This is a genomic window from Pseudomonas sp. NPDC089758 (genome assembly GCF_044748705.1).
GTDB classification, from domain to species: Bacteria; Pseudomonadota; Gammaproteobacteria; order Pseudomonadales; family Pseudomonadaceae; genus Aquipseudomonas; species Aquipseudomonas putida_X.
In genome coordinates, this window is the sequence record NZ_JBIVGN010000007.1 from 201,615 (window position 1) to 228,305 (window position 26,691).

Here is a 26,691-nt window from a genome sequence, read left to right on the forward strand (position 1 = left end):
CAACTACTGAAACAATGCCCCCTTTTTCGGCAAGGTCGAACGGAGAACGAGCGGGTGCAGATCCAGGGTCACTATGAGCTGAAGTTCGAGGCAGTGCGCGAAGCGTTCGCGGCATTGTTCGATGATCCTCAGGAGCGCGGCGCCGCGCTGTGCATTCAAGTCGGTGGCGAGACGGTAATCGACCTTTGGGCGGGCAGTGCCGACAAAGACGGCCAGCAGGCCTGGCACAGCGATACCCTCGCCAATCTGTTCTCCTGCACCAAGACGTTCACTGCCGTCACGGCGCTGCAGCTGGTCGGTGAGGGCAAGCTGGCGCTGGATGCGCCGGTGGCGCGCTATTGGCCAGCGTTTGCCCAGGCGGGCAAGGAGAGCGTCACCCTGCGCCAACTGCTCAGCCACAGGGCGGGTTTGCCCGCTATCCGCGAGCTGCTGCCAGCAGAGGCCCTGTATGACTGGCAAACCATGGTCGATGCACTGGCCGCCGAGACGCCTTGGTGGGCGCCGGGTACCGCGCATGGCTATGCCGCCATCACCTACGGCTGGCTGATCGGCGAGTTGATCCGCCGCGCCGATGGCCGTGGCCCAGGGGAGTCGATCGTGGCGCGGACCGCACGGCCGCTGGGGCTCGACTTCCACGTAGGCCTGGCGGACGATGAATTCCATCGTGTGGCGCATATTGCGCGCGGCAAGGGCAACGCCGGCGATGCCGCCGCCCAGCGCCTGCTGCAGGTGACCATGCGTGAGCCCGAGGCGTTGTCTACCCGTGCGTTCACCAACCCGCCGGCCATCCTCACCAGTACCAACAAGCCTGAGTGGCGCCGCATGCAGCAACCGGCGGCCAACGGCCACGGCAATGCCCGTAGCCTGGCGGGGTTCTACGCCGGCCTGCTCGACGGCAGCCTGCTTGAGTCCGAGCTGCTCGATGAACTGACGCGTGAACATAGCATCGGCGAGGATCGCACCCTGCTGACCAAGACCCGTTTCGGCCTTGGCTGCATGCTGGACCAGCCCACCGTGGCCAACGCCACTTTCGGCCTAGGGGCGCGGGCCTTTGGCCATCCCGGCGCAGGGGGTTCGGTGGGTTTTGCCGACCCCGAGCACGACGTTGCTTTCGGTTTCGTGGTCAATACCCTCGGCCCTTACGTGCTCATGGATCCCAGGGCTCAGCAACTGGTGCGTGTCCTTGGCACTTGCCTTTGATCGGGTAACGCGGGTATTGCGCAATCCCTTTGACTATCCTCAATGCCAGCGCCTCGAGTGTGTGGGCAAAATTTCTTTCTATTTCATGGTGTATCGCTGATGTCTTCACATAAAACCTTAGCTCTCGCCCTGTGCCTGACCGCCATGACCGGCTGCGCCAGCCATTCCCAGGATGCCTCCAAGGGCGGCCTCAGCAACTGGTGGCCATTCGGTTCGGACGAGGTCGCCGAGCAGGAAGTGAAGCAGGCCGTTACCGAAAAAGTCGCCAAGGCCGATGCCAAGTCCGAGAGCGCCAGCCGCTGGTGGTGGCCATTTGGCGGTGACGACAAGCAGGCCAAGGGCCCGGTTGTGCCAAAAATCGACGAAAAGGCCACTCAGGCCTGGCTCGATCAGTACGAGCCAAAGCTGCGTGAAGCGATCAAGGACAGCAAGCTGGAGTTGGAGCGCCGCGAGAATGTGCTGGTGGTGACCCTCCCGGCTGACAGCTCCTACAACCCGGATCGTCCGAACATGCTGCTGCCCATGAGCCTGGGCCCGATTACCCGTGTGGCCAAGGCTGTCGAGGGCGATCCCAAGACTGCCGTGCTGGTGCTTGGCCACGCCGACACCAGCGGTGCTGCGGCTACCAACCAGAAGCTCAGCCTGGAGCGCGCCGCTTCGGTGTCGGCGATTTTCCGCTTGAGCGGTTTGAACCGTGACCGCCTGTCCCTCAAGGGCATGGGTTCGGAAATGCCGCGGGCAGCGAACGACAGCGTTGAAGGCCGTGCCCTGAACCGCCGCGTGGAGATGATGCTGACCCCGCAGAACACCATGCTTGCCTTGATGGCCAAGTATCAGCGGCCAGCGCCGGCACCGAGCACGATGGTAGCTGTCCAGGACACCAAGGCACCTGCCACCAAGCCAGCCGAGACCAAGCCAGCCGCCAAGGCAGCGGCCAAACCTGCTGCGAAGAAGCCTGTAGCCAAAGCCAAGGCATCGACCAAAACCGCCGCTAAAAAGAAAGCCGCGCCGGCCAAGCCCGCGGCCAAGAAAGCTACCGCCGAGAAAAAAGTAGCCGCCAATAGCCCTGCGAAGACCAACTGATCGTCAAGGAAACGCAGCCATGACCCAATCCCTGGCCGATATGCGCCGCGACTACACCCGTGATGGCCTGGCTGAAGCCCAGGCGCCGGGCGAGCCGTTCGCTTTGTTCCACCAGTGGTTCGCCGATGCGGTGAAGACCGAGCAGCCACCGGTGGAGGCCAATGCCATGACGCTCGCCACGGTCGACGGTGATGGCCGTCCCCATTGCCGTGTATTGCTGCTCAAGGGGCTCGATGACCGCGGCTTCACCTTCTTTACCAACTACGACAGCGCCAAGGGCCAGCAACTGCTGGCCAACCCCTACGCTGCCATGACCTTTTTCTGGCCGGCGCTGGAGCGTCAGGTGCGCATCGAAGGGCGTGTGGAAAAGGTTACGCCCCAAGAGTCGGATGACTACTACCAGGTCCGTCCGCTGGGTAGCCGCCTTGGCGCATGGGCTTCACCACAAAGCCGGGTGATCGCCAGCCGCGAGGCGCTAGAAGGGCTGGTGAAGGCCACTGAAGCCCGGTTCTGCAACACCCAGCCACACTGCCCCGAGCATTGGGGAGGCTACCGCCTGCTGCCGGAGCGCATCGAGTTCTGGCAGGGACGGGCGAGCCGGCTGCATGATCGACTGAACTATCGGTGGGTCGATGGCCAGTGGCTGCGCGAGCGCCTGGCGCCGTAGGGTGCGGGGGCTCGCGCAGCCCCTGCATGCCGTTAGCACTTCAATGCAGTAAACCCTGACTATCTTCTGTCTAGATGTCCAGGCCCGGCTCGGAGGCTGTACCGTAGCTGAACGGAAATATTTTTTATGGCTTTGCTATCGTGACAGCCGTCGAAGTGCAGCGTCTAATGGACACCTGACTTATGGAGACTTTACCCATGCGTAAATCCGCTTTGCTGGTGGCGACGTTCACCACCCTGTCGTTGCTGTTGGGCGGCTGTGCTTCCAGCCTGACCGGCGACAGCTACTCCCGTGATGAGGCCCGTCGCGTGCAGACCGTGCGCATGGGGACCATCGAGTCCCTGCGTCCGGTCAAGATCGAAGGCACCAAAACCCCTATCGGCGGCGGTGCAGGCGCAATCGTCGGTGGTGTTGCCGGCAGTGCCATCGGTGGTGGCCGTGGCAGTATCGTTGCTGCGGTAATCGGCGCCGTGGCGGGTGGCCTGGCGGGTTCCGCTGCCGAAGAAGGCATCACCCGCACCCAAGGTGTCGAAATCACCGTGCGTGAGGACGATGGCAGCATGCGCGCCTACGTGCAGGCCGTGCAGGAGAACGAAATCTTCCGCGTCGGTGAGCGTGTGCGCATCATGACAGTCGACGGTACCAGCCGCGTTACGCACTGATTGCGGCAAAAACAAAACCCCGAACTGGCCAGGCCCGTTCGGGGTTTTTTATGTGCCTGTCCTGGCCCTGTCGCTGGCAATCCGGCTCCAGGCTTCAGGCTGGGGTAGGCGCTGGCGGCTTACAGCCCGAGGATGTCCCGCGCCACGGCCTCGGCAATGCGAATGCCATCCACGCCCGCCGAGAGGATGCCCCCGGCATACCCGGCACCCTCACCTGCAGGGAACAGCCCCCTCACGTTCAGGCTCTGGTAATCCGTGCCGCGGGTGATGCGCAGCGGCGAGGAGGTACGTGTCTCGATCCCGGTGAGCACAGCGTCATGCAGGTTGTAGCCTTTGATCTGTCGATCGAAGGCTGGCAGCGCCTCGCGGATTGCCTCGATGGCGAAAGCCGGCAAACTTGGCGCCAGGTCACCCAAGGTCACGCCCGGCTTGTAGGACGGCTCGACGCTACCCAGCGCGGTGGAGGGTTTGCCTGCCACGAAGTCGCCGACCAGCTGGGCCGGTGCCTGATAGTTGCTGCCGCCCATCACGTAGGCATGCGCTTCCAGGCGCTCCTGCAGTTCGATACCGGCCAGCGGGCCGCCCGGGTAATCGCGCTCAGGGTCGATACCTACCACGATGCCGGAGTTGGCGTTGCGCTCGTTACGCGAATACTGGCTCATGCCATTGGTAACGACGCGGCCTGGTTCGCTGGTGGCTGCGACCACGGTGCCGCCCGGGCACATGCAGAAGCTGTACACAGAGCGGCCGTTCTTGGCGTGGTACACCAGCTTGTAGTCAGCGGCACCCAATTTCGGGTGGCCGGCATATTTGCCAAGGCGCGCCTTGTCGATCAGCGTTTGCGGGTGCTCGATACGGAAGCCCACCGAGAACGGCTTGGCCTCCATGAACACGCCTTTGCCGTGAAGCATGCGGAAGGTATCGCGGGCGCTGTGGCCCAGGGCAAGCACCACATGGCGCGACTGCAACTGCTCGCCGCTCTCCAGCACCACGCCGCTCAGTTGGCCATCGTCGAGCACAAGGTCGGTGACTTTCTCCTGGAAGCGCACTTCGCCGCCCAGGGCGATGATGTCCTGGCGCATCTGCTCGACCATGCCGGTCAGGCGGAAAGTGCCGATATGCGGCTTGTTGATGTAGAGGATCTCGTCCGGGGCACCGGCTTTGACGAACTCCTCCAGTACCTTGCGGCCATGGTGAAGCGGGTCCTTGATCTGGCTGTACAGCTTGCCGTCGGAGAAGGTCCCGGCACCGCCTTCGCCGAATTGTACGTTGGACTCGGGGTTGAGCACGCTCTTGCGCCACAGGCCCCAGGTGTCCTTGGTGCGCTGGCGCACTTCCTTGCCACGCTCGAGGATGATCGGCTTGAAGCCCATCTGGGCCAGCAGCAGACCGGCGAAGATGCCGCACGGGCCGAAGCCGACCACGATCGGGCGCTCCTGCAGGTCGGCCGGTGCGTGGCCAACGAACTTGTAGGTGACATCCGGTGCGACGGTGATGTTGCGGTCGTCAGCGAACTTGCCCAGCAGCTCCGCTTCGTTGCTGGTTTCAAGGTCGATGGTGTAGATGAACAGCAGTTCGCTGTTCTTCTTGCGCGCATCGTAGCTGCGCTTGAACAGGTTGAAGCTGAGCAGTTGCTCATCACGGATGCCCAAGCGCTGAACAATGGCTTCGCGCAGCGCTTCGTCGGGATGGTCCAGGGGCAGCTTCAGTTCGGTGATTCGTAGCATGGCAGGGTCCAGTATCCCGGCCATGGGCGGCCGGCGGCTTTACACAAACCGCCAAGTATAAGCTGTTCGCCGCCCTGACTGGCAGGATAAAAGTGCCCGGCGATCAGTTGTTGCGTGCACCGCCGTAGTAGCCGCAGCCCTGCAGGGTCTGGCCATCGATGCGCAGCTCGGCACGCAGGTGGTGCACGGCACCGGTGGCAGTATCGACGCAACGCTGCGGGGCAGCCCACAGTTCCACATGCTGGCCGTTGGCTTCGCTGGTCAGGGTCAGGCCGCCGCCGGGCACTTCCTCTTCCAGGAAGGGCAGCGGCAATGGTTCCTTGCCAATGCGGTTGATCACCATGCCTTTGCCACTGGCCTTGACGTCCCACTCGGGCTCATGGCCGCTGGCGCGCAGGGTCAGTTGCTTGAAGTTGGGGTCTTCGCAGGCGCGGGTGGACGGATCCAGGCGGTACAGGGTGCGCACCTCGAGTTGACCGTCGTTGTCGGCCTGCTTGCTGCCGGTGAGGCGCCCGCGCACATCGGCGAACAGTTTGTCACCGGCGTCGTCTGCCAGGTTCGCGGCTTCCTGCAAAATGCCGGTGCCGGCGACATCCTTGATCACGAACCGGCGGGCTTCGTTGCAGGGCTTGAACAGCAACTGGCCGCCACCGGCGCTCAACTCGCCCTGCATGCGTGTAGTACCGATGTTCGGGTCGCTTGGTGGCGCGGCCAGCATCTGGCAGCCGGCGAACAGTGGCAGCAGGGCGGTGAGTACAAGGGAAGGGGTGAGGCGCATGGGGCGGGGCTCCGGGATGCTTGCATGAAGTGCAGGCCACGGTACGCATGCCAGGCGCCGATCACAAGAGGTGGGTACGGGCGGTGCATCTGCATCAGGCAGAAAATGGGTTGAGGCCCTGATGCCATTCAGGTGAGCGATTTGGGGCCGCGTGCGGCCCATCGCCGGCAAGCCGGCTCCCACTGGGACCGCGCATTTTTCGAGCGTTGCGCTGTAACTATGGGAACCGGCTTGAACTGGCAGCGCGCAGGCCTGAAGCACTGCGCGGTCGATGGGAGCCGGCTTGCCGGCGATGGGCTGCGTAGCAGCCCTGAAACGCTAACTGACAGCGTCAACCGCCGAGGTAGGCGTCACGCACTTTCGGGTCGGTCAGCAGCGCCTCTCCCGTGCCCTGCATGACAACCCGGCCATTCTCCAGCACATAGGCCCGATCAGCGACTTTCAACGCCTGGTTGGCGTTCTGTTCCACCAGAAACACCGTCACGCCATCGCGGCGCAACTGTTCGATGATGTCGAAGATCTGCTGGATGATGATCGGCGCCAGGCCCAGCGAGGGCTCGTCGAGCAGCAGCAGCTTGGGCTTGCTCATCAGCGCCCGGCCGATGGCCAGCATCTGCTGCTCGCCGCCGGACATGGTGCCGCCGCGCTGCACATAACGCTCTTTCAACCTCGGGAACAGTTGCAGGACTTTGTCCAGTTGCTCCTGATAGTCGCCCTTGTCGGTGAAGAAGCCACCCATGGCGAGGTTTTCCTCGACGGTCAGGCGGGCGAACACCCGGCGCCCTTCCGGGACCACGGCGATGCTCTTGCGCATGATGTGCGAGGAAGGCTGGCCGACCAGCTCCTCACCCAGGTACTTGATGCTGCCGCTGTGCGCCTGGGGCGAGCCGCACAGGGTCATCAGCAGGGTCGACTTGCCCGCGCCGTTGGCACCGATCAAGGTGACGATTTCACCCTGATTGATCTCGACGTTGACGCTATGCAAAGCCTGGATCTTGCCGTAGAAGGTGGAGACGTTCTCGAACTTCAGCATTTACGCTTCCCCCAGGTAAGCTTTGATCACGTCAGGGTTGTCGCGAATTTCCTCCGGTGTGCCGTTTGCCAGGGGCGTGCCCTGGTTGATGACGACAATATGGTCGGAAATGCTCATCACCAGCTTCATGTCGTGTTCGATCAGCAGCACGGTGACATCGTGCGACTCTCGCAGATAAGCGATCAGCGCTTTGAGATCCTCGGTTTCCTTGGGGTTCAGGCCCGCTGCCGGCTCGTCGAGCATGATGATCCGTGGCTGGGTCATCATGCAGCGGGCGATTTCCAGGCGGCGTTGCTGGCCGTAGGCGAGGGTGCCGGCGGTACGGTTGGCGAACTCGGTCAGGTTGACCTTCTCCAGCCAGTACTGCGCACGCTCCAAAGCCTCTTTCTCGCTGCGGCGGAAGCTTGGGGTTTTGAACAGGCCGGCCAAGAAGTTGGTGTTGAGGTGGCGGTGCTGGGCGATCAGCAGGTTTTCCAGCGCGGTCATCTCTTTGAACAGGCGCACGTTCTGGAAGGTCCGCACCACGCCCTTGCGGGCGATCTGGTGGCCGGCCAGCCCCTGGATCGGCTGGCCATCGAGCAGAATGGTGCCGCCGCTGGGTTTGTAGAAACCCGTCAGGCAGTTGAACACCGTGGTCTTGCCGGCGCCGTTCGGGCCGATCAGCGCCACCACCTGTTTTTCCTTGACGGTCAGGCCCACGCCGTTGACCGCCAACAAGCCGCCGAAGCGCATGCTCAGGCCGCTGACTTGCAGAATTTCGCGGCTCATCGACGCAGCTCCATGTGTGGACGTTGCATAGGCAGCAAGCCTTGCGGACGCCAGATCATCATCAACACCATCAGCGCACCGAACATCAGCATCCGGTATTCGCTGAACTCACGCATCAGCTCAGGCAGCAGGATCATCACGATGGCCGCGAGGATCACGCCCAGTTGTGAGCCCATGCCGCCAAGCACGACGATGGCGAGGATGATCGCCGACTCGATGAACGTGAACGACTCAGGTGTCACCAACCCTTGGCGGGCGGCGAAGAAGCTGCCGGCGAAACCGGCGAAGCAGGCGCCCAGAGTAAATGCCGAGAGTTTGATCACGGTCGGGTTCAGGCCTAACGCACGACAGGCGATCTCGTCTTCACGCAATGCTTCCCAGGCTCGCCCGATCGGCATGCGCAGCAGGCGATTGATGACGAACAGCGCCAACAGGGCCAGCAGCAGTGCCACCAGGTAGAGGAAGATGACCTTGTTGATCGAGTTGTACGGCAGCCCGAAGTACTCGTGGAAGGTCTGCATCCCCTCGGCGGCACGGCGTTCGAAGGTCAGGCCGAAGAGTTCCGGTTTGGGGATGTTGCTGATGCCGTTGGGGCCGCCGGTCCAGTCGGTCAGGTTGCGCAGGAACAGGCGGATGATCTCGCCAAAGCCCAGGGTCACGATCGCCAGGTAGTCACCGCGCAGGCGCAGCACCGGGAAGCCGAGCAGGAAGCCGAAGGTGGCGGCCATCAGGCCAGCGATCGGCAGGCATACCCAGAAGCTCCAGCCCAGATAGTGCGACAGCATCGCGTAGCTGTAGGCGCCGACAGCGTAGAAACCGACGTAACCCAGGTCCAGCAGGCCCGCCAGGCCGACCACGATGTTCAGGCCCAGGCCCAGCAACACGTAGATCAGGATCAGCGTGGCGATGTCGACGGCTCCGCGCGAGCCGAAGAACGGCCACACCAGCGCTACCACGATCAGGCCGATGATGATCCAGCGCTGCGTCTTGGGCAACGTCAGGAAATTGCTTACCGCCGGCGAGATCAGCTTGCGATCCGAGCGGCGGCCCATCACCGAGCTCCACTGCCTGTCGAACAGCACACGCAGGAACATCAGCACCGAGCAGGCGGCGATGATGCCGATGGTGAACGAGCCCTGGGTGTGCACCACCAGGCTGATGCCATCGATGCTCAGTTTCAGGCCCAGCACCGGGAAGGCCACGGCCCACACCAGCAAGGCGCTGAAGAACGCCTGTTTGAGATTTCTGTTCATACTTTTTCAACCTCCGGGCGGCCGAGGATGCCGGTCGGCCGGAACAGCAGGACAAGAACCAACAAGCCGAATGCCACCACGTCCTTGTACTGGTCGCCAAAGATGTCGGCGCCAAAGGCTTCGGCCACGCCCAGCACCAGGCCACCGAGCATCGCGCCCGGAATGCTGCCGATGCCGCCCAGTACCGCCGCGGTGAAGGCCTTCAGGCCCACCAGAAAACCGGCGTTGGGGTTGATCACGCCGTACTGCATGCTCAGCAGCACAGCCGCCACCGCCGCCAGCGCGGCACCGATGACGAAGGTCAGGGCGATGATGTTGTTGGTGTTGATGCCCAGCAGGTTGGCCATCTTGATGTCCTCGGCGCAGGCGCGGCAGGCGCGTCCCAGGCGAGAGCGGGAGATGAACAGGGTCAGCAGGGTCATGGCGACCAGGGTGACCACGAATACCAGGATCTGCATGTAGCTGATCAGGACTTCTTCAGCACCGCCCGGCCCGAAGGAGAAGCTCCCGGGGATCAGGTTGGGGATGGATTTGTCCTTGGAATCCTGCGAAAGCAGCACAGTGTTCTGCAGGAATATCGACATGCCGATGGCGGAAATCAGCGGGATCAGACGGTTGCTGTTGCGCAGGGGGCGGTAGGCAACCCGTTCGATGCTGTAGCCATAGGCGCTGGTGACGAAGATCGTCGCGACGAAGGCAACGGTCATCAGGAACGGTAGCGAATGGATACCCATCATGGCCAGCCCTGCGAGGGCGATGAAGGCCACGTAGGACCCGATCATGTATACCTCGCCATGGGCGAAGTTGATCATGCCAATGATGCCGTACACCATCGTGTAACCGATGGCGATCAAGGCATAGGTGCTGCCGATGGTCAATCCATTAACCAGTTGTTGGAAGAAATGGTAGATCTCAGGCATTACAGCGCTCCTAAAAACCTGATTTGCATTTCGCTGGCAGGGGTAGGCCAGGAAACCGCGAGTGACGGTTTTAAGATTTTCAGGTGAACCGACCCCCGGATCGCGGGAGTCAGGTCCATGAACCTCGTAAAACAAAGCCCACTGCTCGCACAGTGGGCTTTTACGGTCAGCTATTTAGTCACGCAGTTATTGAGGGGAGACTTCGGTCTTCGGCTTGCCGAAGTGCCATTCGTAAACCACGAACTTGAAGTCTTTCAGGTCGCCTTTTTCGTCGAACGACAGCGTGCCGGTCGGGGTCTTGAAGGAGCCGGCGTGGATGGCGTCTGCCACCTTGTCGGTGTCTTCGGACTTGGCGGCCTCGATGCCTTTGGCGATCAGCTCCACGGCGGAGTAGGCCGGGAACACGAACGGACCGCTCGGGTCCTTGCCGTCAGCCTTGATGGCGTCGACGATGGCCTTGTTCTCAGGGTCGGCGTCAAACGACTTCGGCAGGGTGACCAGCAGGCCTTCGGAGGCGTTCTGGGCGATCTGCGAGATCGAGTCGTTACCCACGCCCTCTGGGCCCATGAACTTGGCGTCCAGGCCTTTTTCCTTCGCCTGACGCAGGATCAGGCCCAGCTCTGGGTGGTAGCCGCCGTAGTAGACGAAGTCGACGTTGTTCTGCTTAAGCTTCTGGATGATCGAGGAGAAGTCCTTGTCACCAGCGTTCAGGCCTTCGAACACGGCAACCTTGGTGCCTTTCTTTTCCAGGGTTTGTTTGACCGCAGTGGCGATGCCTTCGCCGTATTGCTGCTTGTCGTGCAGCACTGCAACGACCTTCGGCTTGACGTAATCGGCGATGTAGTTGCCGGCGGCTGGGCCCTGGGCGCTGTCCAGGCCGATGGTGCGGAAGATCAGCTTGTAGCCACGGGCGGTGATTTCCGGCGAGGTGGCGGCCGGGGTGATCATGATCACGCCTTCGTCTTCGTAGATGTCGGACGCTGGCTGGGTGGAGCTGGAGCACAGGTGGCCGATGACGAACTTGACGCCGTCGTTGACCACTTTGTTGGCGACGGCCACGGCCTGTTTAGGGTCGCAAGCGTCGTCGTATTCCTTGGCTTCAAGCATTTTGCCATCCACGCCACCTTTGGCGTTGATGTCCTTGATGGCCTGTTTCGCGCCGATGAACTGCATGTCGCCGTATTGGGTCACAGGACCCGTCTTGGGACCGGCGATGCCGATCTTGATGGTATCGGCGGCAAACGAATGGCTGGCTACCCCGGCCAGTACCATTGCGGCGAACAGCTTGGAAATCTTGATCATAGTGCTCCACTCATTCTGTTGTAATTCTTATAGTCCTGGCGGCCAGGGCTACAGACCGGGCGGGACTCGCGGTATGGCCACGCCATACTGCATGCCCACCTTCCCCCGGAACATGTCCCGGAACTGTACCGGTACAGTGTAGAGCGCTGCCCGAGCGCTTGAAAAGCGGGCGAAAAGCGCCTGTTTCGCGGGTTGTCGCATGGTCGACACAAAGATACAGAAAGGCGCCATTAGATTGCCTGCATCTTCGGCCCAACCCCACAAGTTCTGGGCCAATCGACCAAATTACATATTTGAAACCGGGTTTTTCTGCAAAAATGCCGACCTTTTTTATTGGCTGATATTTGCGGCAAAAACCCATGACTGATCAAACAAGCACCCTCTATGCCAAATTGCTCGGCGAGACGGCAACTATCGAGTGGAAAGCTTTGGAGCGTTTCTGGGCAAAGGGTGACCTGATTTGGGTCGACCCTGGCCTGGACCTGATAGCGGTTGCCGAAGTGATGGCTGAGAATCGCAGCGAGATGTTCGCCAAATGGCGGGATGATGGCACTGTGGGCCCTGTCTCGGCCGAACAGGCGCTCGACCTGCAAAGCCGCGATCCAGAGATATGGGCAGTGGTGGTTTCGCCGTTCATCCTGATTCAAGTGAAGAGCGCGAATTCTGCCGGTTGATTTTGGTGCGTAAAAATGCGCAGGCGCCCCATTATGGTGCTCGACGGCGTTCAGCTGGGGTAGAGGTAGGTAACAATTTGGCGTGGCGGTAACAGTTTACGGGATGCGTAATGGGGCCTGATAAGGCCCGGATAACCATTGGATTTGCCAGGAGTCGTTATGAGCACTGAACTGCCTTCGCTTGGATTCGCCGGGATCGGTCTGATGGGGCTGCCCATGTGTCGGCGCCTGTTGGCCGCAGGTTACCCGCTGACCGTCTGGAACCGCAGCCCGGAGAAGTGTGCCGAGCTGGTCGCAGCCGGCGCCCGGCTGGCTGCAGATCCTGCGGCGTTGTGCCGGGGCAGTGACATGGTGCTGCTGTGCCTGGCGGATACGGCGGTGGTACGCGAGGTGGTTTTCGGCGAGCGAGGTATCGCCCAGGGTGGGCGCAGTGGGCAACTGCTGATCGACTTGTCCAGCCTTGAGCCGACCGCCACCCGCGAGATGGCTGCCGAGCTGGCCGCCTTGTGCGGCATGGCTTGGCTGGATGCACCCGTGTCCGGTGGCACGCCGGGCGCCGAGGCCGGCACCTTGGCGATCATGGTCGGCGGCGAGGCTGCCGACCTGGAGCGAGCGCGCCCGGTATTGCTTACCCTTGGCCAGCGGGTCACGCACATGGGTGGGGTGGGGGCGGGGCAGGTGACCAAAGCCTGCAATCAGATGATCGTGGCCTGCAACGCCTTGGTGATTGCCGAAGTGGTGGCGTTGGCCGAGCAGTCAGGAGTGGACGCGACGCTCATCGCCCAAGCCCTGGCCGGTGGTTTTGCCGACTCCAAGCCGCTGCAGATCCTGGCACCGCAAATGGCCGAGCGCCGCTTCGAACCGGTCAAATGGCACGTGCGCACGTTGCTCAAAGACCTCGACGGGGCGGTCAAGCTGTCCCGGGAGCAGGGCGCGGCGACCCCGCTCAGTGCCCTCGCCGCGCAATTGATGCGCTTGCACGGTAGCCAGGGGTATCTGCAAAAAGATCCGGCGACCCTGGTAGAGCTGTATCGCAACAAGCGCTGACGGCGGCTTCCTGGCGGTCGAGCCGCTCCAGGATCGGCCGTAGCTCGGCCAGCGGTACCGGCCGGCTGAGCAGGTAGCCCTGCAGGTAGTCGCAGCCGTTGGCGGCCAGAAACTCGTGCTGCTCGACGGTTTCTACACCCTCGCTGACCACCTGAAGATGCAGGGTATGGGCCATGGCGATGATCGCCTGTACGATTTCACGGTCTTTCAGGCTGGCCGGCACGTCCTGAAGAAAGCTGCGGTCGATCTTGAGGACGTCCAGAGGCAGGCGCTTGAGGTAAGCCAGTGACGAGTACCCCGTGCCGAAGTCATCGATCGAAAGGCTGACACCCTGGCCACGGATTCGCTTGAGCAGGCTGAGCGTGCGCTGGATGTCGCCCATCAGGGCATTCTCGGTGACCTCAAGTTCCAGGTGTCGAGGGGCCAGCCCCGCCTGGAACAGGGCCATTTCCACTTCTTTGGGCAACCCGTCATGGCCCAGGGTCACCGCTGAGCAGTTGACCGTGAGCTTGAGGTCGGCGAAGCCATGGCGATGCAACTGCGCCAGGTCATCGCAGGCGTGGCGTAGTACCCATAGATCCAGGTCGACGATCAGGCCGTTGGCTTCGGCAATGCCGATGAAGCGGTCCGGGCTCAGCAACCCATGCTGCGGGTGCTGCCAGCGTACCAGCGCTTCAAGCTTGGCGACCTGGCCGGTGCCCAGGTGATAGATGGGCTGGTAATGCACGCGCAGCCCACGTTCTTCAAGCAAGGCGATGCGCAGTTCTTCTTCCAGTTGCAGTTCAAGGGTGGCGCGGGTTTTCAGGCTGCTGTTGAAAAAATGCAGGCTGTTGCGCCCACTGCCCTTGGATTGATACAGGGCAAGGTCGGCATGCTTGAGCAGCTCTTCAGCGGTGAGGCCGTCGTCGGGGTAAATGCTGACGCCGATGCTGGTGGTCATGACCATGCGCCGCCCGCCCAGGTCGATGGGGTCCTTCATGCGCTGCATGATGCGCTGTGCCAGGTGGCGTGCTTCGTCAGGCCCATTGAGGCTGGTCACCACGCAGAACTCGTCGCCGCCGAAGCGTGCCACCAGGTCGTGGCTGCGTGTGGCTGCTTTGATATGGCTGGCGATCACCTTGAGCAGTTGGTCTCCGGCGTCATGGCCGAGGCTGTCGTTGATCCGTTTGAAATGGTCGATATCGAGGAACATCACCGCCAGGCGATGCTCTTCGGGGTCCTGTTCGGCCAGGCGTTCGGCGAACACCTGATTGAAACCTCGCCGGTTGACCAGGCTGGTCAGTGCATCGTAGTGAGCGGCTTGCTGCAAAGAGGCGCGCGCCTGGTCCAGTTGGCTGAGCAGCATATTCACCCTGCGCAGGTCGTGTTCCTTGCTCTGCAGCTTTTTGTCGGCCAAGGCTGCGCTGATGCTGCTTGCGCTGATCAGCAGGGTGATGAAAGCCACCGTCAGGCCCAGTTGCAGGCTGTTGTCGGCGGATGGCAAATGCAGGGCGGTGTCGGCAGGAATGACCAGCGTCATGGCGGCCATGGCGGTGAAATGGGTAGCCACGATGCCGCCGGCCATGAGCAGGCTCGCGCCATATTTCAGGGCTTGGTGCAGCGTGCCGCTGCCGTTGCGGAAGTAGCGGGCCATCAGCAGTGCGGCCAGGCTGGTCAGCAGGGCGATGACGGTGCTGGCCAGCAAAAGCTCGGTTTGGTAGTACTGCTTGGCCCCGGTCTGCAACGCCGCCATGCCGACAAAGTGCATCAGCAGGATGCCCAGGCCGATCAGCAGGGCGCTTTGCAGGTAATGCTGTGGGCCCATGCGCTCGCGATCGAGGCTGGTCATCGCCATCCAGGCCGCACCCAGGGCAATCAGCAGCGAAAGGCCGGTCAGCGGTGCATCGTAGTGCAACTCCAGCGGCGCCCTGAACGCCAGCATGCTGATGAAATGCATCGCCCAGATACCCCCGGCCAGGCAGCAGGCACCCAGCATGCGCCATTGCCTCTGTGCAGCCGGTTGTTCGCTGTGTGACTGGCGCTCGGCCATGTCCAGGGTGGCGAAGCAGGCAGCGCTGGCCACCGCGAAGGCGATCAGGATCAGTAGTGGTTCATGACGGCAGTCGATGACGATGCTGCCGCTAGCCGGCACATCGGAGAACAGTTGCAGTCCCAGCCATTCCATTGCGTGCCCCATGGTCGAGTTCGCACGGGTCTCCATTCAATCCCCAGGAGACTATCCACAAAGGAGTATAGGAACCGGTGATTAAACCTTCCGGGGTAATGGCTCTTTGATTGCAACGATTTGGTTATGAGGTCGATAACGCAGAGGTATAAAGGAGCGGGAGATGCGCTGGCACCTCCCACTACCCGCGGTCGGGCTTAGCCAGCCACCAGCACGCGGATGGCCTCCAGGCGCAGCGCTGCCTTTTCGAGCATCGCCAAGCCATCTTCACGTTGCTTGCGCAGGGCGTCGATTTCGCTGTCGCGTACGCTTGGGTTCACGGCTTTCAGAGCGGTCAGACGCGCCAGTTCTTCGTCCGCTTCGGCGGCCAAGCGGCGTTGCGCCTCTGCCACGCGCTCGACGTGGGTCGGCATGATCTTGGCTTCACCGCCACTGATGCGCTTGGCCAGCACGTCGCGCTGGGCCTGCACGAACTTGTTGGCACTGGCCCGAGGCACGCTTTCGAGTTGCTCGTTGAGCGTTTCGAAGGCCACGCGCGAGGCCAGGTCGTTGCCGTTGGCATCGAGCAGGCAGCGCAGCGCCGCAGGCGGCAGGTAGCGGCCCAGCTGCAGGCTGCGCGGCGCAACCACCTCGCTGACGAACAGCAGCTCCAGCAGCACGGTGCCAGGCTTGAGCGCCTTGTTCTTGATCAGCGCGACGGCGGTGTTGCCCATCGAGCCGGACAGCACCAGGTCCATGCCGCCCTGCACCATCGGGTGTTCCCAGGTGAGGAACTGCATGTCTTCGCGCGACAGCGCCTGGCCACGGTCGTAGGTGATGGTGACGCCTTCGTCATCGCCCAGCGGGAAGCTGGCGTCGAGCATCTTTTCGCTCGGCTTGAGGATCAGGGCGTTCTCCGAGTGGTCTTCGCTGTCGATGCCGAAGGCGTCGAACAGGGTTTCCATGTAGATCGGCAGTGCGAACTGGTCGTCCTGCTCAAGGATGTCCTGGACCAGCGCCTGGCCTTCGCCAGCACCGCCGGAGTTGAGCTCCAGCAGGCGGTCGCGGCCGCTGTGCAGTTCTGCTTCCAGGCGTTCACGCTCGCCTTTGGCTTCTGCTACCAAGGCATCCCATTGCTTGCTGTCCCCGCCTTCGAGCATCGGCAGCAGGCGTGGGCCGAACGTGTGCTGCAGGGCGTTGCCGGTCGGGCAGGTATTGAGGAAGGCGTTGAGTGCTTCGTGGTACCACTGGAACAGGCGCTCTTGCGGGCTTTCCTGCAGGTAAGGGATGTGCAGCTGGATGACGTGCTTCTGACCGATCCGGTCGAGGCGGCCGATGCGCTGCTCAAGCAGGTCGGGGTGGGCCGGCAGGTCGAACATCACCAGGTGGTGGGCGAACTGGAAGTTGCGCCCTTCACTGCCGATCTCGGAGCAGATCAGCACCTGGGCGCCGAACTCTTCGTCAGCGAAGTAGGCTGCGGCGCGGTCGCGCTCAAGGATGCTCATGCCTTCATGGAAGACCGAGGCCGGAATGCCGGAGCGCACGCGCAGGGCGTCTTCCAGGTCCATGGCGGTTTCGGCGTGGGCGCAGATCACCAGGACCTTGGTGCGCTTGAGCATCTTCAGGGTGTCGATCAGCCAGTCGACGCGAGGGTCGAAACGCCACCAGCGCTCGTCGTCGCCGACTTCACCTTGGGCCTGGAACGCGACTTCCGGGTACAGCTCGGCGTGCTCGCCGGCTGGCAGGTCGCGGTACTGTTCTGGTATTGGCAGCGGGTAGGGGTGCAGTTCGCGCTCCGGGAAGCCCTGGATGGCCGCGCGGGTGTTACGGAACAGGACGCGGCCCGTGCCATGGCGGTCAAGCAGTTCGCGGATCAGGCGGGCGCTCGCCTGGCTGTCGCCATCGCTGACGGCGGCCAGCAGGGCGTCGCCCTCAGCACCCAGGAAACCTTGAATGGTGGCGTGGGCCTTGGGCGACAGGCGGCCTTCGTCGAGCAGTTCCTGGACGGCTTCAGCCACCGGGCGATAGTGCTCGCTTTCGGCGCGGAAGGCTGCCAGGTCATGGAAGCGATTGGGGTCGAGCAGGCGCAGGCGCGCGAAGTGACTGTCCTGACCAAGTTGTTCCGGGGTGGCGGTGAGCAACAGTACGCCCGGAATGACCTGGGCCAGTTGCTCGACCAGGCTGTATTCGGTGCTGGCCTTGTCTTCGTGCCACACCAGGTGGTGGGCTTCATCGACTACCATCAGGTCCCAGCCCGCAGCGAACAGCGCATCCTGGGCCTTTTCATCCTCGACCAGCCATTCCAGGGCGACCAGCGCCAACTGTGCGTCCTCGAACGGGTTGCTGGCGTCGCTTTCAATGAAACGTTCGGCGTCGAACAGTGCCACCTGCAGGTTGAAGCGCCGGCGCATTTCCACCAGCCATTGGTGCTGGAGGTTTTCCGGCACCAGGATCAGCACGCGGTTGGCACGCCCGGTCAGCAACTGGCGATGGATCACCAGGCCCGCTTCAATGGTTTTGCCCAAGCCCACTTCGTCGGCCAGCAGTACGCGAGGGGCGCTGCGGTCCGCCACTTCACGGGCGATGTGCAACTGGTGGGCGATCGGCTGCGCGCGGCAGCCACCCAGGCCCCACAGCGATGACTGGACCTGCTTGCTGGTGTGCTGCAGCGTGTTGTAGCGCAGGCTGAACCAGGACAATGGGTCGATCTGGCCGGCGAACAACCGGTCGCTGGCCAGGCGGAACTGGATGAAATTCGACAGCTGGGTTTCCGGCAGGGTGCGCGGCTGGTTCTGGCCGTCGAGGCCGTGGTAGACCATCAGCCCGTCGATGTCCTCGACTTCGCGTACCGTCAGTTTCCAGCCTTCGAAGTGGGTGATCTGGTCACCTGGCGAGAAGCGCACGCGGGTCAGCGGCGCATTGCGCAGGGAATACTGGCGGGTGTCGCCAGTGGCCGGGTAGAGCACGGTCAGCAAGCGGCCATCCTGGGCCAGGATGGTCCCCAGGCCGAGCTCCGCTTCGCTGTCACTGATCCAGCGTTGCCCCGGTTGATACTGCTGCGCCATACTGCCTGAACTCCCGCGATGAAAAGCCGGCTATGTTAACGGATAGGCCCGGCGGACCATAGAGTTGAAGTCCAAGAGTCTAGCTGTTTCATCGCACAATACCGTCTTGCCGATGAGGGCAACCCACGCCATGCCGCTCAAGCACCGCTGGTTGAACGCATCTCTGGCCGTGGGCAGCCTCGTGCTGCTGGCCGCTTGCGAGCAGAAAAACTTCGAAAGCCTGCCTGCGATCCCGGTGGAGCAGCTCGAGGTGCTGGGTGTGCAGACACCGATCAAGAGCGTGCATTTCCGTGACCGGGACGGTGAAGGCCTGCTGGTGCTCAGCCGCAGCGATGGCCAGGCGGTCGATGCCGAGTCCGAGCAGGAAGTCGACAAGGTGGTGCTCAAGGCCACGCTGTACGGGCGAAACACCGAGGGCGATGGGTTCAAGCCGCGCTGGCAGATCGAGCAGGAAACCACCTGCCCTGGCCTGGACCTGGATGTCGACTTCTACAACGATGTCAGCGATGTGGGCGACCTGAACAAAGACGGCATCGCCGAGGTGACGGTGGCCAGCCATGCGTTCTGCGGCGGTGGTATCGATCCGCACGACATTGCCATCGAGATGCGCGAGGGCCAGACCAGTTACACCATCACCGGGCAGTCGCTGATCACCCCGGCAGGTGAAGAGCCGATCGGTGGCGTTCGCCAGGACAGTGCCTCGTTGAAGAACGCGGCGCCAGTGCTGCGCGAGCACATGGACGCGGTCTGGCAGCAGGTCTTCAAGCGCCCCTGGAGCGAGGCCAGCCCGCCAAGCGATCAAGACCCTTATGACGAAGTGCCGTAGCCGCTGTCTATACTGGCATGACGTGGCCGACGCCGGCCGCATTACCTTGCTCGCCAACACTCAAGGCGGCTGACAACCGGCCGATACAGTGGGCACAGGAGAATTCTCATGCTGCCGCCGATCATTCCGCTCAGTGCCGCCCCAGTGACCTCGCAACAGGACCCGGTCAAGCCGACCCCGGACATCAAGCCGGTAGTCCCCACGCAGCCTGCATCCGGTGAGAGCGCCATCGACCTCAAACAGCAACGCGACCCGCAGGAGCAGGTCCTGTTACTGCGCGAGGAGCAGCGCCGGCAGCAGCGGCGTCATCAACAGGGTGGCGACGAGCGCTACAGCGCCTTGCCGGGTGACGAAGTCAACGGCGACAACACGGTACCGGTAGCTCCTTTTATGGGCGAGCAGACGCGCCAGGGGCTGCTGGTCGATATCGAAATCTAGGGGCCCTGTGCCGCGGGGCTGGTCATGACCCACGCCTGGCTGCATCATGCAAGTCTCTGTTGATCCTCGAGCCCACCCATGAGCCAAGACAACCTCATCGACTTCGATGCCGAACGTGCCAAGCGCGTGCACGACCTCAAGGAAAAGCGCCTGAACGAAGTGCGTCAGGCGTTCGAGCAAGCCATGCCGCTGGGCAAGGCGAAGAAAAAGAAGCCCAAGAGCAAGCCCAAGAAGCGCTGAAACTTGACGCAGGTCAACCCTGCACCCGCCTCGCGTGCCCGGCCCCGGGCACCATTGACTTCGATCAATTTCCCCGCGCCCCTTATTCGTTACCTTGCATCCATCGGACAACGGCAAACGAATCGGGAGGCCGACATGTTCTTCGACAATGTGGTTATCGCTGGTGTGGTAACGGTCGGGTTGATGTTCGCGTTCTTTGCCGGTCTGGGCATTTTCATCTGGAAGGACTCGAACAAGCGCAAGCCGCGCTGACCTTCCAGCTTCACGGGCACGCAAGGCATTTAGGGCGACTTCGGTCGCCCATTTTTTTGTCTTGAGGTTCGAGGTGGCAGCCCTTAAAGATGATTAGCTAGCTAATTATTCGTTTTAGCATTATCCTTCCCTCCATTGTCTATCGTTTACCAGATCATCCCCCGCAAGGTCCGTTTCGTGCCAATCACCCTCCAGGCCCTGTTCGCACCCAGCAGCCTCGCCATCAAATTCGCCATCAAAACCCTGCTTGGCGGCGCCCTTGCCCTGTGGCTGGCCATGCGCTGGGGGCTGGAGCAGCCTTCCTGGGCACTGATGACCGCGTTCATCGTCGCTCAACCCCTGTCGGGCATGGTGGTACAGAAAGGCCTTGCACGCTTGGCCGGGACATTGGTCGGCACCTTCATGTCGGTGCTGTTCATGGCGCTGTTCGCCCAGACGCCATGGCTTTTTCTCATTACGCTGGCGTTGTGGCTGGCCCTGTGTACCGCGGCCTCGACCCAACTGCGCAGCGCCTGGGCGTATGCCTTCGTACTGGCCGGCTACACCGCAGCGATCATCGCCTTGCCCGCGATCGACAAGCCCCTGCAAGTGTTCGATCAGGCGGTAGCGCGTTGTACCGAGATTTGCCTGGGAATCTTCTGCGCAACGGCCACCAGCGCGTTGCTCTGGCCGATGCGGGTGGAGCAGCAGCTTGCCGGGCAGGCGCGCCAGGCCTGGCACAGCGGGTTCCAGGCCGCCAGCGCCATGCTTGGCGGTGAAGACCAGGCGCGCGAAGGCCTGCTGGAGATCCTCGGGCGCCTCGTTGCCATCGATACCCAGCGCGAACATGCCTGGTTCGAGGGCCCGCGCGGGCGCCAGCGGGCGAGAGCCATTCGTGGCCTGAGCCAGAAACTGATGGTGCTGCTGCGGATTTCACGTTCGGTGCGTCGCCAGTGGCGGCAGCTGGATGAACAGCAAGCCCTGCGTCTTGGCCCGTGGCTGGACGAAGTGCGCGCCCTGCTGGTCAAGCCCGATCAGCCGAGCCTGTTGGTGTTGCGTCAGCGCATCTGGGACGCCGCGCATGATGAGCAGATCAGCTCTGCCGAGCATTTTTGCCTGGCCCGCATGACCCTGCTACTGGACTACGCCATGGCTGCCTCACAGGCACTCGAGGATGTCGAAGCGGGCAGGGCGCCGAAGGATGTGGCGCAGGGGCTGGCCGCCCACCGCGACTGGTCGCTGGCGTTGCTGTTCGGTTCCCGCAGTGCGCTGGCATTTTTGGTGATGAGTGGTTTCTGGCTCGCCACCGCCTGGCCGTCCGCGCCCGGTGGCCTGGTGCTGACGTGTGTGGTCTGCAGCCTGTTCGCCAGCCGTGAAAATGGTGCGCAGATCGGCCTCAGCTTCTTGCGGGGCATCCTGCTGGCGATCCCGACGGCATTGTTGGTGGGGCAGATCATCTTGCCGCAATGGAGCAGTTTCGCCCTGCTGTGCCTGGGCATGGGCGTGCCTCTGTTTTTTGGTGCTCTGGGTATGGCTCACCCGCGCACCGGTGCCACGGCGACTTCTTATTGCTTGCACTTCATCGTATTGGTGTCGCCGCTCAATGCCATGCAGTTCGGTGTGGCGACCATGCTCAACAGTGCCCTGGCCATGCTGGTGGGCGTAGGTGCGGCGGTCATGGCGTTTCGCCTGCTGGTGTTCCGTCACCCGGCCTGGCTTGGGCGGCGTCTGCGCGCGGCGACCCAAAGCGACCTGGTGCGCCTGACCCGGCGTGACCTGCGCGGTGCCGACAGCTGGTTTGGCGGGCGCATGGCCGACCGCCTGATGCAATTGGCACGGCACGCCGGCGAGCTGCAAGAAGCCGAACGCAAGCGTTGGGACGATGGCCTGCATGGTCTGGACATCGGCGACGAACTGGTGCACTTGCGCATGTGCCTGGCGGTCGCCCAGGCGCCGCTTGGGGATGCCGAACGGGAATATCTGCAGCAACTGGAAACAGTCTTGGCCAGTGGGCCGGCGGCCGGCCGAGGGCAGTGGCTGGATGCCGCCAGCGAGCGATTCATCGCGGCGCTACGCCGCTTGCCGGCGAGTGACCCGTTACGCCTGGCCGAAGGGGCAGTGTTGCAGTTGCAGAAAAGCTGGGGCAAATGGTGCCGCTGGCAGGAGGAAGCCCATGGGGTTGCGTGAGTGGGCATTGGGCGGCGTGCTGCTCAGCCCTTTTTTGATCTACGTGCTGATGGCGCTGGTGCTTACCGGGTTGCTGCGTTTTGTCGTGCAAGCCACGCCATTGGCGCGCTGGATCTGGCATGAAGCGCTGTTCGACGCGGCGTTGTTCGTTTGTGTGCTCTATCTGGTAGTCCGCCTGCTGGGGCCTTTGTAAGGAGTGATTCGATGCGTGCTGTCGTCCGTATCCTGGTGACCCTCTGTGTGGTCGCCATTGCCGTTCTGGCCGGCTATAAACTCTGGCAGTACTACATGCTCACCCCATGGACACGTGATGCACGGGTGCGGGCCGACGTGGTGGTCATCGCGCCCGATGTGTCGGGCTGGGTGCGTGAGCTCAAGGTGCAGGACAACCAGCGGGTCAAGGCTGGCGAGCTGTTGATGAGCATAGACCGTGAGCGCTTCCAGGCCGCGTTCGACCAGGCCAGCGCCGTGGCGGAAACACGCACTCAGCAGTTGCATCTGCGCGAGCGCGAAGCTGCGCGGCGCACGGCACTGGGGCCCGAGGCGATCAGTGCCGAGCTGCGCGAAAATGCGCAAATCAATGCCGCCATTGCCCGCGGTGAGTTGCATGAGGCGCAAGCTCAGTTACAGGTGGCGAAAATCAACCTTGCCCGCAGCGAAGTGCGAGCACCGCGCAGTGGGCACATCACCAACTTGCGCCTGGCTCAGGGCAACTATGTCAATACCGGCCAGTCGGTAATGGCCCTGGTGGATGACTCGACCTTTTATATCCAGGCTTATTTCGAGGAAACCAAATTGCCGCGCATCCGTGTGGGCGATTCGGTGAAGGTCTGGCTGATGGGGGCAGGAGAAGCCATGCAGGGGCATGTGGAAAGCATCAGCCGGGGTATCACCGACAAGAACAGCAACCCTGACAGCCAGTTGTTGCCAGAGGTTGAGCCAACCTTCAACTGGGTAAGGCTGGCCCAGCGAATACCGGTGCGCATCCGGCTCGACGACATTCCCGAAGGCATGAACCTCAGCGCGGGGATGACGGCCAGCGTGCAGGTGCACGAGGATGCGCCTGAGTGATCCTAGGCGATGCGTTACAGGCTGGCCGTCGACGGCCCCGGCATCTGCCTCGGTGCATTGGCCGGCAAGTGAAAGCTGAATAGCGTGCCGGTTAGCTCATCTGAGATGACCTGCATGCGTCCACCATGGGCCAGGGCTATCTGGTTGGCTATATAAAGGCCAAGCCCAAGCCCCTGTCTTGGCCCCGCAGACAGCGGCCTGGTAAAGGGCTTGAACAGTTGGTCCAGGGTTTGTGAGGCGATGGGGAGCCCATTGTTGTGCACGCTAAGCGCGAACTCCCCGTCGGCGATCGCCGCCCTGACCGTCACCGGCCCGTCAGGCGCACCATGGATCAGCGCGTTGGCGATAAGGTTGGAGAGCAGCTGGGCCACCCGTTCGCGATCACAGTACAGGCCGCCGATATCTCCGATCTGAAGCACGATGTGCCGCTGTGGGTGGATGTGCTGCAGTTCTGCAGCGACATGCATGAGGCCTTCGGCAAGGTCCGGGCAGGCCTTGAGGTTCAAAGGGATGCCGCTGCCAAGCCGGCCTCGGGCAAAATCCAGCACGTCGCGTACCAGCTGTGCGGCGCGCTGCCCGCAAGTGTGGATGTGGCGGGCGATCCCACGCTGCTTGTCGTCATCCAGGCGCTGAATCAACAGTTCGGCGCCTGCGGTGATGGCGAACAGAGGATTGCGCAGGTCGTGGCCGAGCACTGCGATGAACTGTTCGCGCACTTCGGCCATCGCCCGTTCCTCACGCAGGGCGCGCTCGGTGTGCTGGACGCTCTCTTCATTCTCGATCTGGATGGCGAGCACGCGGGCGAACGACTCCATCATGGGCTGGATTGCCTGGCCTTTGAGCGAGGCCGGATTCGGGTCCAGGGCGCAGATGGTGCCGAAGAAGCTGCCATCTGTACGGAACACCGGTACGGATATGTAGCTTTCGAAGCGATAGAGCTGCGGCGTATGGTGGTGGCAGTAGCGCTCATCTTCGCTGGCTTTATCGATCACGATGGTCTGGTGAGAGCTGCGAATTTCGTGGCACAGCGTGGTTGCCAATTCGAGCTCGCCGCCCACCTCGAGGCCAAAGCCCAGATTGTCGAGTACGGCGCAGGCGGTCCAGTTGCTTTCGGTAACCCGTGCCACGGCGGCGAAACGCATGCCGGTGGATTCGCAGATGACCTGAAGGATGGCGGGCACGGCGCTGATGCGGCCGATGGTGGCGATATCGGCGCTGATGGCGTTGGTCATGAACGGTCCCAAAATTGGCGACGGAATAGATTAGCCCATTAGTCTAGCGGGGCGGTTGGGCCAATGGCGAAAAACCTTGGCGAAACGGCCAGCGATTGAGCTAGGCTGGCCTTGCGCGTCGCCCACCAGAGGCGACCGTTGCCCGCCTGGCGTGCGTCACTTCCGGTTATTTGCGAGGTTTCGACATGGCCATCACATCCCAGGACATCTGCAGTGCGGCCGACCAGCTCAAGGGCTTCGTCGGCTTTCATGGCAAACGCGGCGTCCATATCGTACGGTTCAGCGAAGACGCGTTCGGTATGGACGTGGCAGACGAGAGCATCATCCCGTGCAGCGAGTTCGTCTGGCGGCCAGCGCAGGGCGCGCACATGGCGCTGTGCCGCCAGCGCCTGTCGCTGCTGCTGGAGCAGCATGTGGACGATCGGCTGAACATTGCCGAACCGCTGCGCCAGTACCTGCGGCGCACGGACCTGCCGGAAATTCTGGCGCAGCGCTCCTTGCGCTGCTGACAGTGCCGCGGCGCTCTTTATGCTCGTGAAACGGTCGATATCGATCAGGGCAATCGCTGGTGGCATTTGCAGGTTCTGGCAAGCCCGGACGCGAAGCTGGAGCCAATGCTTCCAGGCACAGTGATCCAGCAGCCCGGTCAGACTAGCAATCCGGCTCAGGTCCCGAAGGCGGCGCTTGTGTCCGGCAAGCTTGATCGCCAGGCGGTAGCGCACCTAGCCCGGACCAGTGGATAGAGTGTCAGCATTGGCAGCTTGATGTGGCCCCTGGTTAGCTGCGTGTTTTGCCAGGGGCCTGGCCGCCTAGGATTCCCAGGTGGAACTGCGTTGGCGAGCCCGAACCGGCAGCGACTGCACGCTTCGGATCATTGCTTGTCGTCCTGCTTGCCGAACGAAGACCTTTTTTCATCCTTTAATAGCTGCGAAGGTGGCTTGCCGCTGTCGCTTCGCACCTGGGCGTGGCTGATCAGGGCAAAAATGAAGCTGCCGCCAATGATATTCCCGGCCAGGGTCGGCAAGGCAAACTCCAGCCAGAAGCTGCGCCAGCTTTCGTCTCCCGCCCAGACCAGATAGGACACCTCGACCGAACCTACGACGATGTGAGTGAAGTCGCCCAGTGCCATCAGGTAGGTGATCATCAGGATGATCCAGATCTTGGCGTTCTCCATGGATGGGATCATCCACACCATGGTCGCTATCATCCAGCCCGATATGATGCCCTTGGCGAACATCTGGCTGATATCGTTCTCCATCACCTTGCGGCCGATTTCAAGGAAGGCGACATCCGTCTTGCTGTCGAAAATGGGCAGTTCGAGGATGACCCAGGCAACCAGCAAGGTGCCTGCCAGGTTTCCTACCAGTACTACGCCCCATAGGCGCAACAGGCGCCCGAGGTTGGCGAGGGTTGGTGTCGTCATCACCGGCAGGACCGCTGTGAGGGTGTTTTCCGTAAACAGTTGTTGACGCGCCAGGATCACCGCAAGAAAGCCCGCGCTGTAGCCGATGCTGGCGATGACGTGCGCACTCTCGCCTTCGGGCAGGCGGGCGTAAAAAAGCCCCATGGCCATGAATGAAAGCCCCATGGTCAGGCCAGCTGCCAAGGCCGACCACCACAGCGCCGCCAGGGTCCGCTCCAGTTCCTGGTCGCCCTGGTAGCGAATGATTTCGTGCAGAACCGCCGCCCTCGGGGGTTGGTTATGGCTGACTTCCTTCTCTTCATCAGCCGACAGGCCAGGGGTCTTCTCGCTCTGCGCATCGCTCATGCCATTGCCCTCCACGGAGTGTTTATCTACAGAGCGATGGTTCATGCATTTAGTTGCCCAGCGGCTGCAAAATGCGAGGCGAAGTTTTTTTAGATCAAGGTGTTGACTCAAATTTCAAACCGCGTATTATTCGCCTCCTCGCAGCGTTGAACGCGGTGAGGCAGGCGGTAAGTTGTTGAAGTTCAAGGCTTTTGAAAGAAAGCGGATTCAAAAAACTTCAAAACAAACGCTTGACAGCAAATGAGGAAAGCGTAGAATGCGCGCCTCGGTTGAGACGAAAGGCTCTTAACCAAACGCTCTTTAACAAATCGAATCAAGCAATTCGTGTGGGTGCTTGTGAGTACGGACTGATAGTCAAAAAGATTATCAGCATCAC

The 26,691-nt window shown here is 62.2% G+C and carries 25 protein-coding genes; 14 read left to right on the top strand and 11 right to left on the bottom strand.

Going from position 1 to position 26,691, the window contains the following annotated elements; translation table 11 throughout:
• The first annotated feature begins 54 nt into the window (after positions 1–54).
• The 4 genes from ACIPZH_RS12700 (at position 55) to ACIPZH_RS12715 (ending at position 3,612) form a co-directional block, all read left to right on the top strand.
• Positions 55–1,200: a serine hydrolase domain-containing protein gene (locus tag ACIPZH_RS12700; RefSeq protein WP_241804902.1), complete on the top strand. Its 1,146-nt coding sequence runs from the start codon at positions 55–57 to the stop codon at positions 1,198–1,200.
• Positions 1,201–1,299: 99 nt separating this feature from the next.
• Positions 1,300–2,283 carry an OmpA family protein gene (locus ACIPZH_RS12705; RefSeq protein WP_241804903.1) on the top strand — a complete coding sequence of 328 codons (984 nt, stop codon included), beginning with the start codon at positions 1,300–1,302 and terminating at the stop codon, positions 2,281–2,283.
• A 19-nt stretch (positions 2,284–2,302) separates the two neighbouring features.
• Positions 2,303–2,950 carry a pyridoxamine 5'-phosphate oxidase gene (gene pdxH / locus ACIPZH_RS12710; protein ID WP_400636347.1) on the top strand — a complete coding sequence of 216 codons (648 nt, stop codon included), beginning with the start codon at positions 2,303–2,305 and terminating at the stop codon, positions 2,948–2,950.
• A gap of 197 nt (positions 2,951–3,147) precedes the next feature.
• The gene (locus ACIPZH_RS12715; protein WP_241804905.1) at positions 3,148–3,612 is read left to right on the top strand and encodes a glycine zipper 2TM domain-containing protein; all 465 of its coding nucleotides are present in this window, start codon (positions 3,148–3,150) and stop codon (positions 3,610–3,612) included.
• Positions 3,613–3,731: 119 nt separating this feature from the next.
• On the opposite strand, the gene ACIPZH_RS12720 is transcribed toward ACIPZH_RS12715, so the two are convergent.
• From ACIPZH_RS12720 to ACIPZH_RS12750, 7 genes are all read right to left on the bottom strand, one after another.
• Positions 3,732–5,339: an NAD(P)/FAD-dependent oxidoreductase gene (locus ACIPZH_RS12720; RefSeq protein WP_400636348.1), complete on the bottom strand. Its 1,608-nt coding sequence runs from the start codon at positions 5,337–5,339 to the stop codon at positions 3,732–3,734.
• A gap of 103 nt (positions 5,340–5,442) precedes the next feature.
• Entirely contained in the window at positions 5,443–6,117 is a 675-nt protein-coding gene (locus tag ACIPZH_RS12725) for a COG3650 family protein (RefSeq protein ID WP_400636349.1), read from the bottom strand.
• 331 nt (positions 6,118–6,448) lie between these two features.
• Complete coding sequence (locus ACIPZH_RS12730) at positions 6,449–7,150, bottom strand: ABC transporter ATP-binding protein (RefSeq protein WP_012313071.1); 702 nt, start codon at positions 7,148–7,150, stop codon at positions 6,449–6,451.
• Positions 7,151–7,918, bottom strand: coding sequence for a high-affinity branched-chain amino acid ABC transporter ATP-binding protein LivG (livG, locus tag ACIPZH_RS12735; RefSeq protein WP_241804908.1), 768 nt, complete (start codon positions 7,916–7,918; stop codon positions 7,151–7,153).
• Positions 7,915–9,171 carry a high-affinity branched-chain amino acid ABC transporter permease LivM gene (locus ACIPZH_RS12740; protein WP_267821479.1) on the bottom strand — a complete coding sequence of 419 codons (1,257 nt, stop codon included), beginning with the start codon at positions 9,169–9,171 and terminating at the stop codon, positions 7,915–7,917. The genes livG and ACIPZH_RS12740 overlap by 4 nt, the downstream gene beginning before the upstream one ends.
• Positions 9,168–10,091: a high-affinity branched-chain amino acid ABC transporter permease LivH gene (gene livH / locus ACIPZH_RS12745; protein WP_400636350.1), complete on the bottom strand. Its 924-nt coding sequence runs from the start codon at positions 10,089–10,091 to the stop codon at positions 9,168–9,170. The genes ACIPZH_RS12740 and livH overlap by 4 nt, the downstream gene beginning before the upstream one ends.
• Before the next feature lie 186 nt (positions 10,092–10,277).
• Positions 10,278–11,393 carry a branched-chain amino acid ABC transporter substrate-binding protein gene (locus tag ACIPZH_RS12750; protein WP_400627861.1) on the bottom strand — a complete coding sequence of 372 codons (1,116 nt, stop codon included), beginning with the start codon at positions 11,391–11,393 and terminating at the stop codon, positions 10,278–10,280.
• Positions 11,394–11,752: 359 nt separating this feature from the next.
• On the opposite strand from ACIPZH_RS12750, the gene ACIPZH_RS12755 reads away from it, so the two are divergent.
• Entirely contained in the window at positions 11,753–12,067 is a 315-nt protein-coding gene (locus tag ACIPZH_RS12755) for a DUF2288 domain-containing protein (RefSeq protein ID WP_241804911.1), read from the top strand.
• 159 nt (positions 12,068–12,226) lie between these two features.
• On the top strand, positions 12,227–13,114 hold the full coding sequence (locus ACIPZH_RS12760; RefSeq protein ID WP_400636351.1) for an NAD(P)-dependent oxidoreductase: 888 nt from the start codon (positions 12,227–12,229) through the stop codon (positions 13,112–13,114).
• On the opposite strand, the gene ACIPZH_RS12765 is transcribed toward ACIPZH_RS12760, so the two are convergent.
• Positions 13,014–15,278, bottom strand: coding sequence for a putative bifunctional diguanylate cyclase/phosphodiesterase (locus ACIPZH_RS12765; RefSeq protein WP_400636352.1), 2,265 nt, complete (start codon positions 15,276–15,278; stop codon positions 13,014–13,016). The genes ACIPZH_RS12760 and ACIPZH_RS12765 overlap by 101 nt on opposite strands.
• A 197-nt stretch (positions 15,279–15,475) precedes the next feature.
• Positions 15,476–18,322: an RNA polymerase-associated protein RapA gene (rapA, locus tag ACIPZH_RS12770; protein ID WP_400636353.1), complete on the bottom strand. Its 2,847-nt coding sequence runs from the start codon at positions 18,320–18,322 to the stop codon at positions 15,476–15,478.
• 130 nt (positions 18,323–18,452) lie between these two features.
• Between rapA and ACIPZH_RS12775 the strand changes: the two genes are divergently transcribed.
• The 7 genes from ACIPZH_RS12775 to ACIPZH_RS12805 all read left to right on the top strand — a co-directional run bounded on the left by ACIPZH_RS12775 (position 18,453) and on the right by ACIPZH_RS12805 (position 23,315).
• Entirely contained in the window at positions 18,453–19,148 is a 696-nt protein-coding gene (locus ACIPZH_RS12775; protein WP_241804933.1) for a M949_RS01915 family surface polysaccharide biosynthesis protein, read from the top strand.
• Between the two features lie 108 nt (positions 19,149–19,256).
• Complete coding sequence (locus ACIPZH_RS12780; RefSeq protein ID WP_400627869.1) at positions 19,257–19,586, top strand: aspartate-semialdehyde dehydrogenase; 330 nt, start codon at positions 19,257–19,259, stop codon at positions 19,584–19,586.
• A 78-nt stretch (positions 19,587–19,664) separates the two neighbouring features.
• Positions 19,665–19,826, top strand: a complete 162-nt coding sequence (locus ACIPZH_RS12785) for a hypothetical protein (RefSeq protein ID WP_012313081.1) — start codon at positions 19,665–19,667, stop codon at positions 19,824–19,826.
• 135 nt (positions 19,827–19,961) lie between these two features.
• On the top strand, positions 19,962–20,078 hold the full coding sequence (ccoM, locus tag ACIPZH_RS12790) for a cytochrome c oxidase subunit CcoM (protein WP_008097462.1): 117 nt from the start codon (positions 19,962–19,964) through the stop codon (positions 20,076–20,078).
• A gap of 177 nt (positions 20,079–20,255) precedes the next feature.
• A complete protein-coding gene (locus ACIPZH_RS12795; RefSeq protein ID WP_400636354.1) occupies positions 20,256–22,244 on the top strand; it encodes an FUSC family protein in 1,989 nt (662 codons plus the stop codon).
• Positions 22,231–22,437 carry a DUF1656 domain-containing protein gene (locus ACIPZH_RS12800; RefSeq protein WP_241804917.1) on the top strand — a complete coding sequence of 69 codons (207 nt, stop codon included), beginning with the start codon at positions 22,231–22,233 and terminating at the stop codon, positions 22,435–22,437. The genes ACIPZH_RS12795 and ACIPZH_RS12800 overlap by 14 nt, the downstream gene beginning before the upstream one ends.
• Before the next feature lie 11 nt (positions 22,438–22,448).
• Positions 22,449–23,315, top strand: a complete 867-nt coding sequence (locus tag ACIPZH_RS12805; protein WP_267821495.1) for an HlyD family secretion protein — start codon at positions 22,449–22,451, stop codon at positions 23,313–23,315.
• Positions 23,316–23,329: 14 nt separating this feature from the next.
• Here ACIPZH_RS12805 and ACIPZH_RS12810 read toward each other — a convergent pair whose 3' ends face one another.
• Positions 23,330–24,547 (bottom strand): ATP-binding protein, encoded by a 1,218-nt coding sequence (locus ACIPZH_RS12810; protein ID WP_400636355.1) that lies wholly within the window; start codon positions 24,545–24,547, stop codon positions 23,330–23,332.
• Between the two features lie 185 nt (positions 24,548–24,732).
• Here ACIPZH_RS12810 and ACIPZH_RS12815 point away from each other — a divergent pair, with 185 nt between their 5' ends.
• Complete coding sequence (locus tag ACIPZH_RS12815; protein WP_241804920.1) at positions 24,733–25,056, top strand: DUF2025 family protein; 324 nt, start codon at positions 24,733–24,735, stop codon at positions 25,054–25,056.
• A gap of 362 nt (positions 25,057–25,418) precedes the next feature.
• Here ACIPZH_RS12815 and ACIPZH_RS12820 read toward each other — a convergent pair whose 3' ends face one another.
• Positions 25,419–26,315, bottom strand: coding sequence for a formate/nitrite transporter family protein (locus ACIPZH_RS12820; protein WP_400636356.1), 897 nt, complete (start codon positions 26,313–26,315; stop codon positions 25,419–25,421).
• Positions 26,316–26,691: the final 376 nt, after the last annotated feature.

What these genes read in the sequence shown, in the direction of transcription:
- ACIPZH_RS12705 (WP_241804903.1), top strand. Translation starts at nt 1,300, where the DNA reads ATGTCTTCACATAAAACCTTAGCTCTCGCCCTGTGCCTGACCGCCATG.
- pdxH (WP_400636347.1), top strand. Translation starts at nt 2,303, where the DNA reads ATGACCCAATCCCTGGCCGATATGCGCCGCGACTACACCCGTGATGGC.
- ACIPZH_RS12715 (WP_241804905.1), top strand. Translation starts at nt 3,148, where the DNA reads ATGCGTAAATCCGCTTTGCTGGTGGCGACGTTCACCACCCTGTCGTTG.
- ACIPZH_RS12720 (WP_400636348.1), bottom strand. Translation starts at nt 5,339, where the DNA reads ATGCTACGAATCACCGAACTGAAGCTGCCCCTGGACCATCCCGACGAA.
- ACIPZH_RS12725 (WP_400636349.1), bottom strand. Translation starts at nt 6,117, where the DNA reads ATGCGCCTCACCCCTTCCCTTGTACTCACCGCCCTGCTGCCACTGTTC.
- ACIPZH_RS12730 (WP_012313071.1), bottom strand. Translation starts at nt 7,150, where the DNA reads ATGCTGAAGTTCGAGAACGTCTCCACCTTCTACGGCAAGATCCAGGCT.
- livG (WP_241804908.1), bottom strand. Translation starts at nt 7,918, where the DNA reads ATGAGCCGCGAAATTCTGCAAGTCAGCGGCCTGAGCATGCGCTTCGGC.
- ACIPZH_RS12740 (WP_267821479.1), bottom strand. Translation starts at nt 9,171, where the DNA reads ATGAACAGAAATCTCAAACAGGCGTTCTTCAGCGCCTTGCTGGTGTGG.
- livH (WP_400636350.1), bottom strand. Translation starts at nt 10,091, where the DNA reads ATGCCTGAGATCTACCATTTCTTCCAACAACTGGTTAATGGATTGACC.
- ACIPZH_RS12750 (WP_400627861.1), bottom strand. Translation starts at nt 11,393, where the DNA reads ATGATCAAGATTTCCAAGCTGTTCGCCGCAATGGTACTGGCCGGGGTA.
- ACIPZH_RS12755 (WP_241804911.1), top strand. Translation starts at nt 11,753, where the DNA reads ATGACTGATCAAACAAGCACCCTCTATGCCAAATTGCTCGGCGAGACG.
- ACIPZH_RS12760 (WP_400636351.1), top strand. Translation starts at nt 12,227, where the DNA reads ATGAGCACTGAACTGCCTTCGCTTGGATTCGCCGGGATCGGTCTGATG.
- ACIPZH_RS12765 (WP_400636352.1), bottom strand. Translation starts at nt 15,278, where the DNA reads ATGGAATGGCTGGGACTGCAACTGTTCTCCGATGTGCCGGCTAGCGGC.
- rapA (WP_400636353.1), bottom strand. Translation starts at nt 18,322, where the DNA reads ATGGCGCAGCAGTATCAACCGGGGCAACGCTGGATCAGTGACAGCGAA.
- ACIPZH_RS12775 (WP_241804933.1), top strand. Translation starts at nt 18,453, where the DNA reads ATGCCGCTCAAGCACCGCTGGTTGAACGCATCTCTGGCCGTGGGCAGC.
- ACIPZH_RS12780 (WP_400627869.1), top strand. Translation starts at nt 19,257, where the DNA reads ATGCTGCCGCCGATCATTCCGCTCAGTGCCGCCCCAGTGACCTCGCAA.
- ACIPZH_RS12785 (WP_012313081.1), top strand. Translation starts at nt 19,665, where the DNA reads ATGAGCCAAGACAACCTCATCGACTTCGATGCCGAACGTGCCAAGCGC.
- ccoM (WP_008097462.1), top strand. Translation starts at nt 19,962, where the DNA reads ATGTTCTTCGACAATGTGGTTATCGCTGGTGTGGTAACGGTCGGGTTG.
- ACIPZH_RS12800 (WP_241804917.1), top strand. Translation starts at nt 22,231, where the DNA reads ATGGGGTTGCGTGAGTGGGCATTGGGCGGCGTGCTGCTCAGCCCTTTT.
- ACIPZH_RS12805 (WP_267821495.1), top strand. Translation starts at nt 22,449, where the DNA reads ATGCGTGCTGTCGTCCGTATCCTGGTGACCCTCTGTGTGGTCGCCATT.
- ACIPZH_RS12810 (WP_400636355.1), bottom strand. Translation starts at nt 24,547, where the DNA reads ATGACCAACGCCATCAGCGCCGATATCGCCACCATCGGCCGCATCAGC.
- ACIPZH_RS12815 (WP_241804920.1), top strand. Translation starts at nt 24,733, where the DNA reads ATGGCCATCACATCCCAGGACATCTGCAGTGCGGCCGACCAGCTCAAG.
- ACIPZH_RS12820 (WP_400636356.1), bottom strand. Translation starts at nt 26,315, where the DNA reads ATGAGCGATGCGCAGAGCGAGAAGACCCCTGGCCTGTCGGCTGATGAA.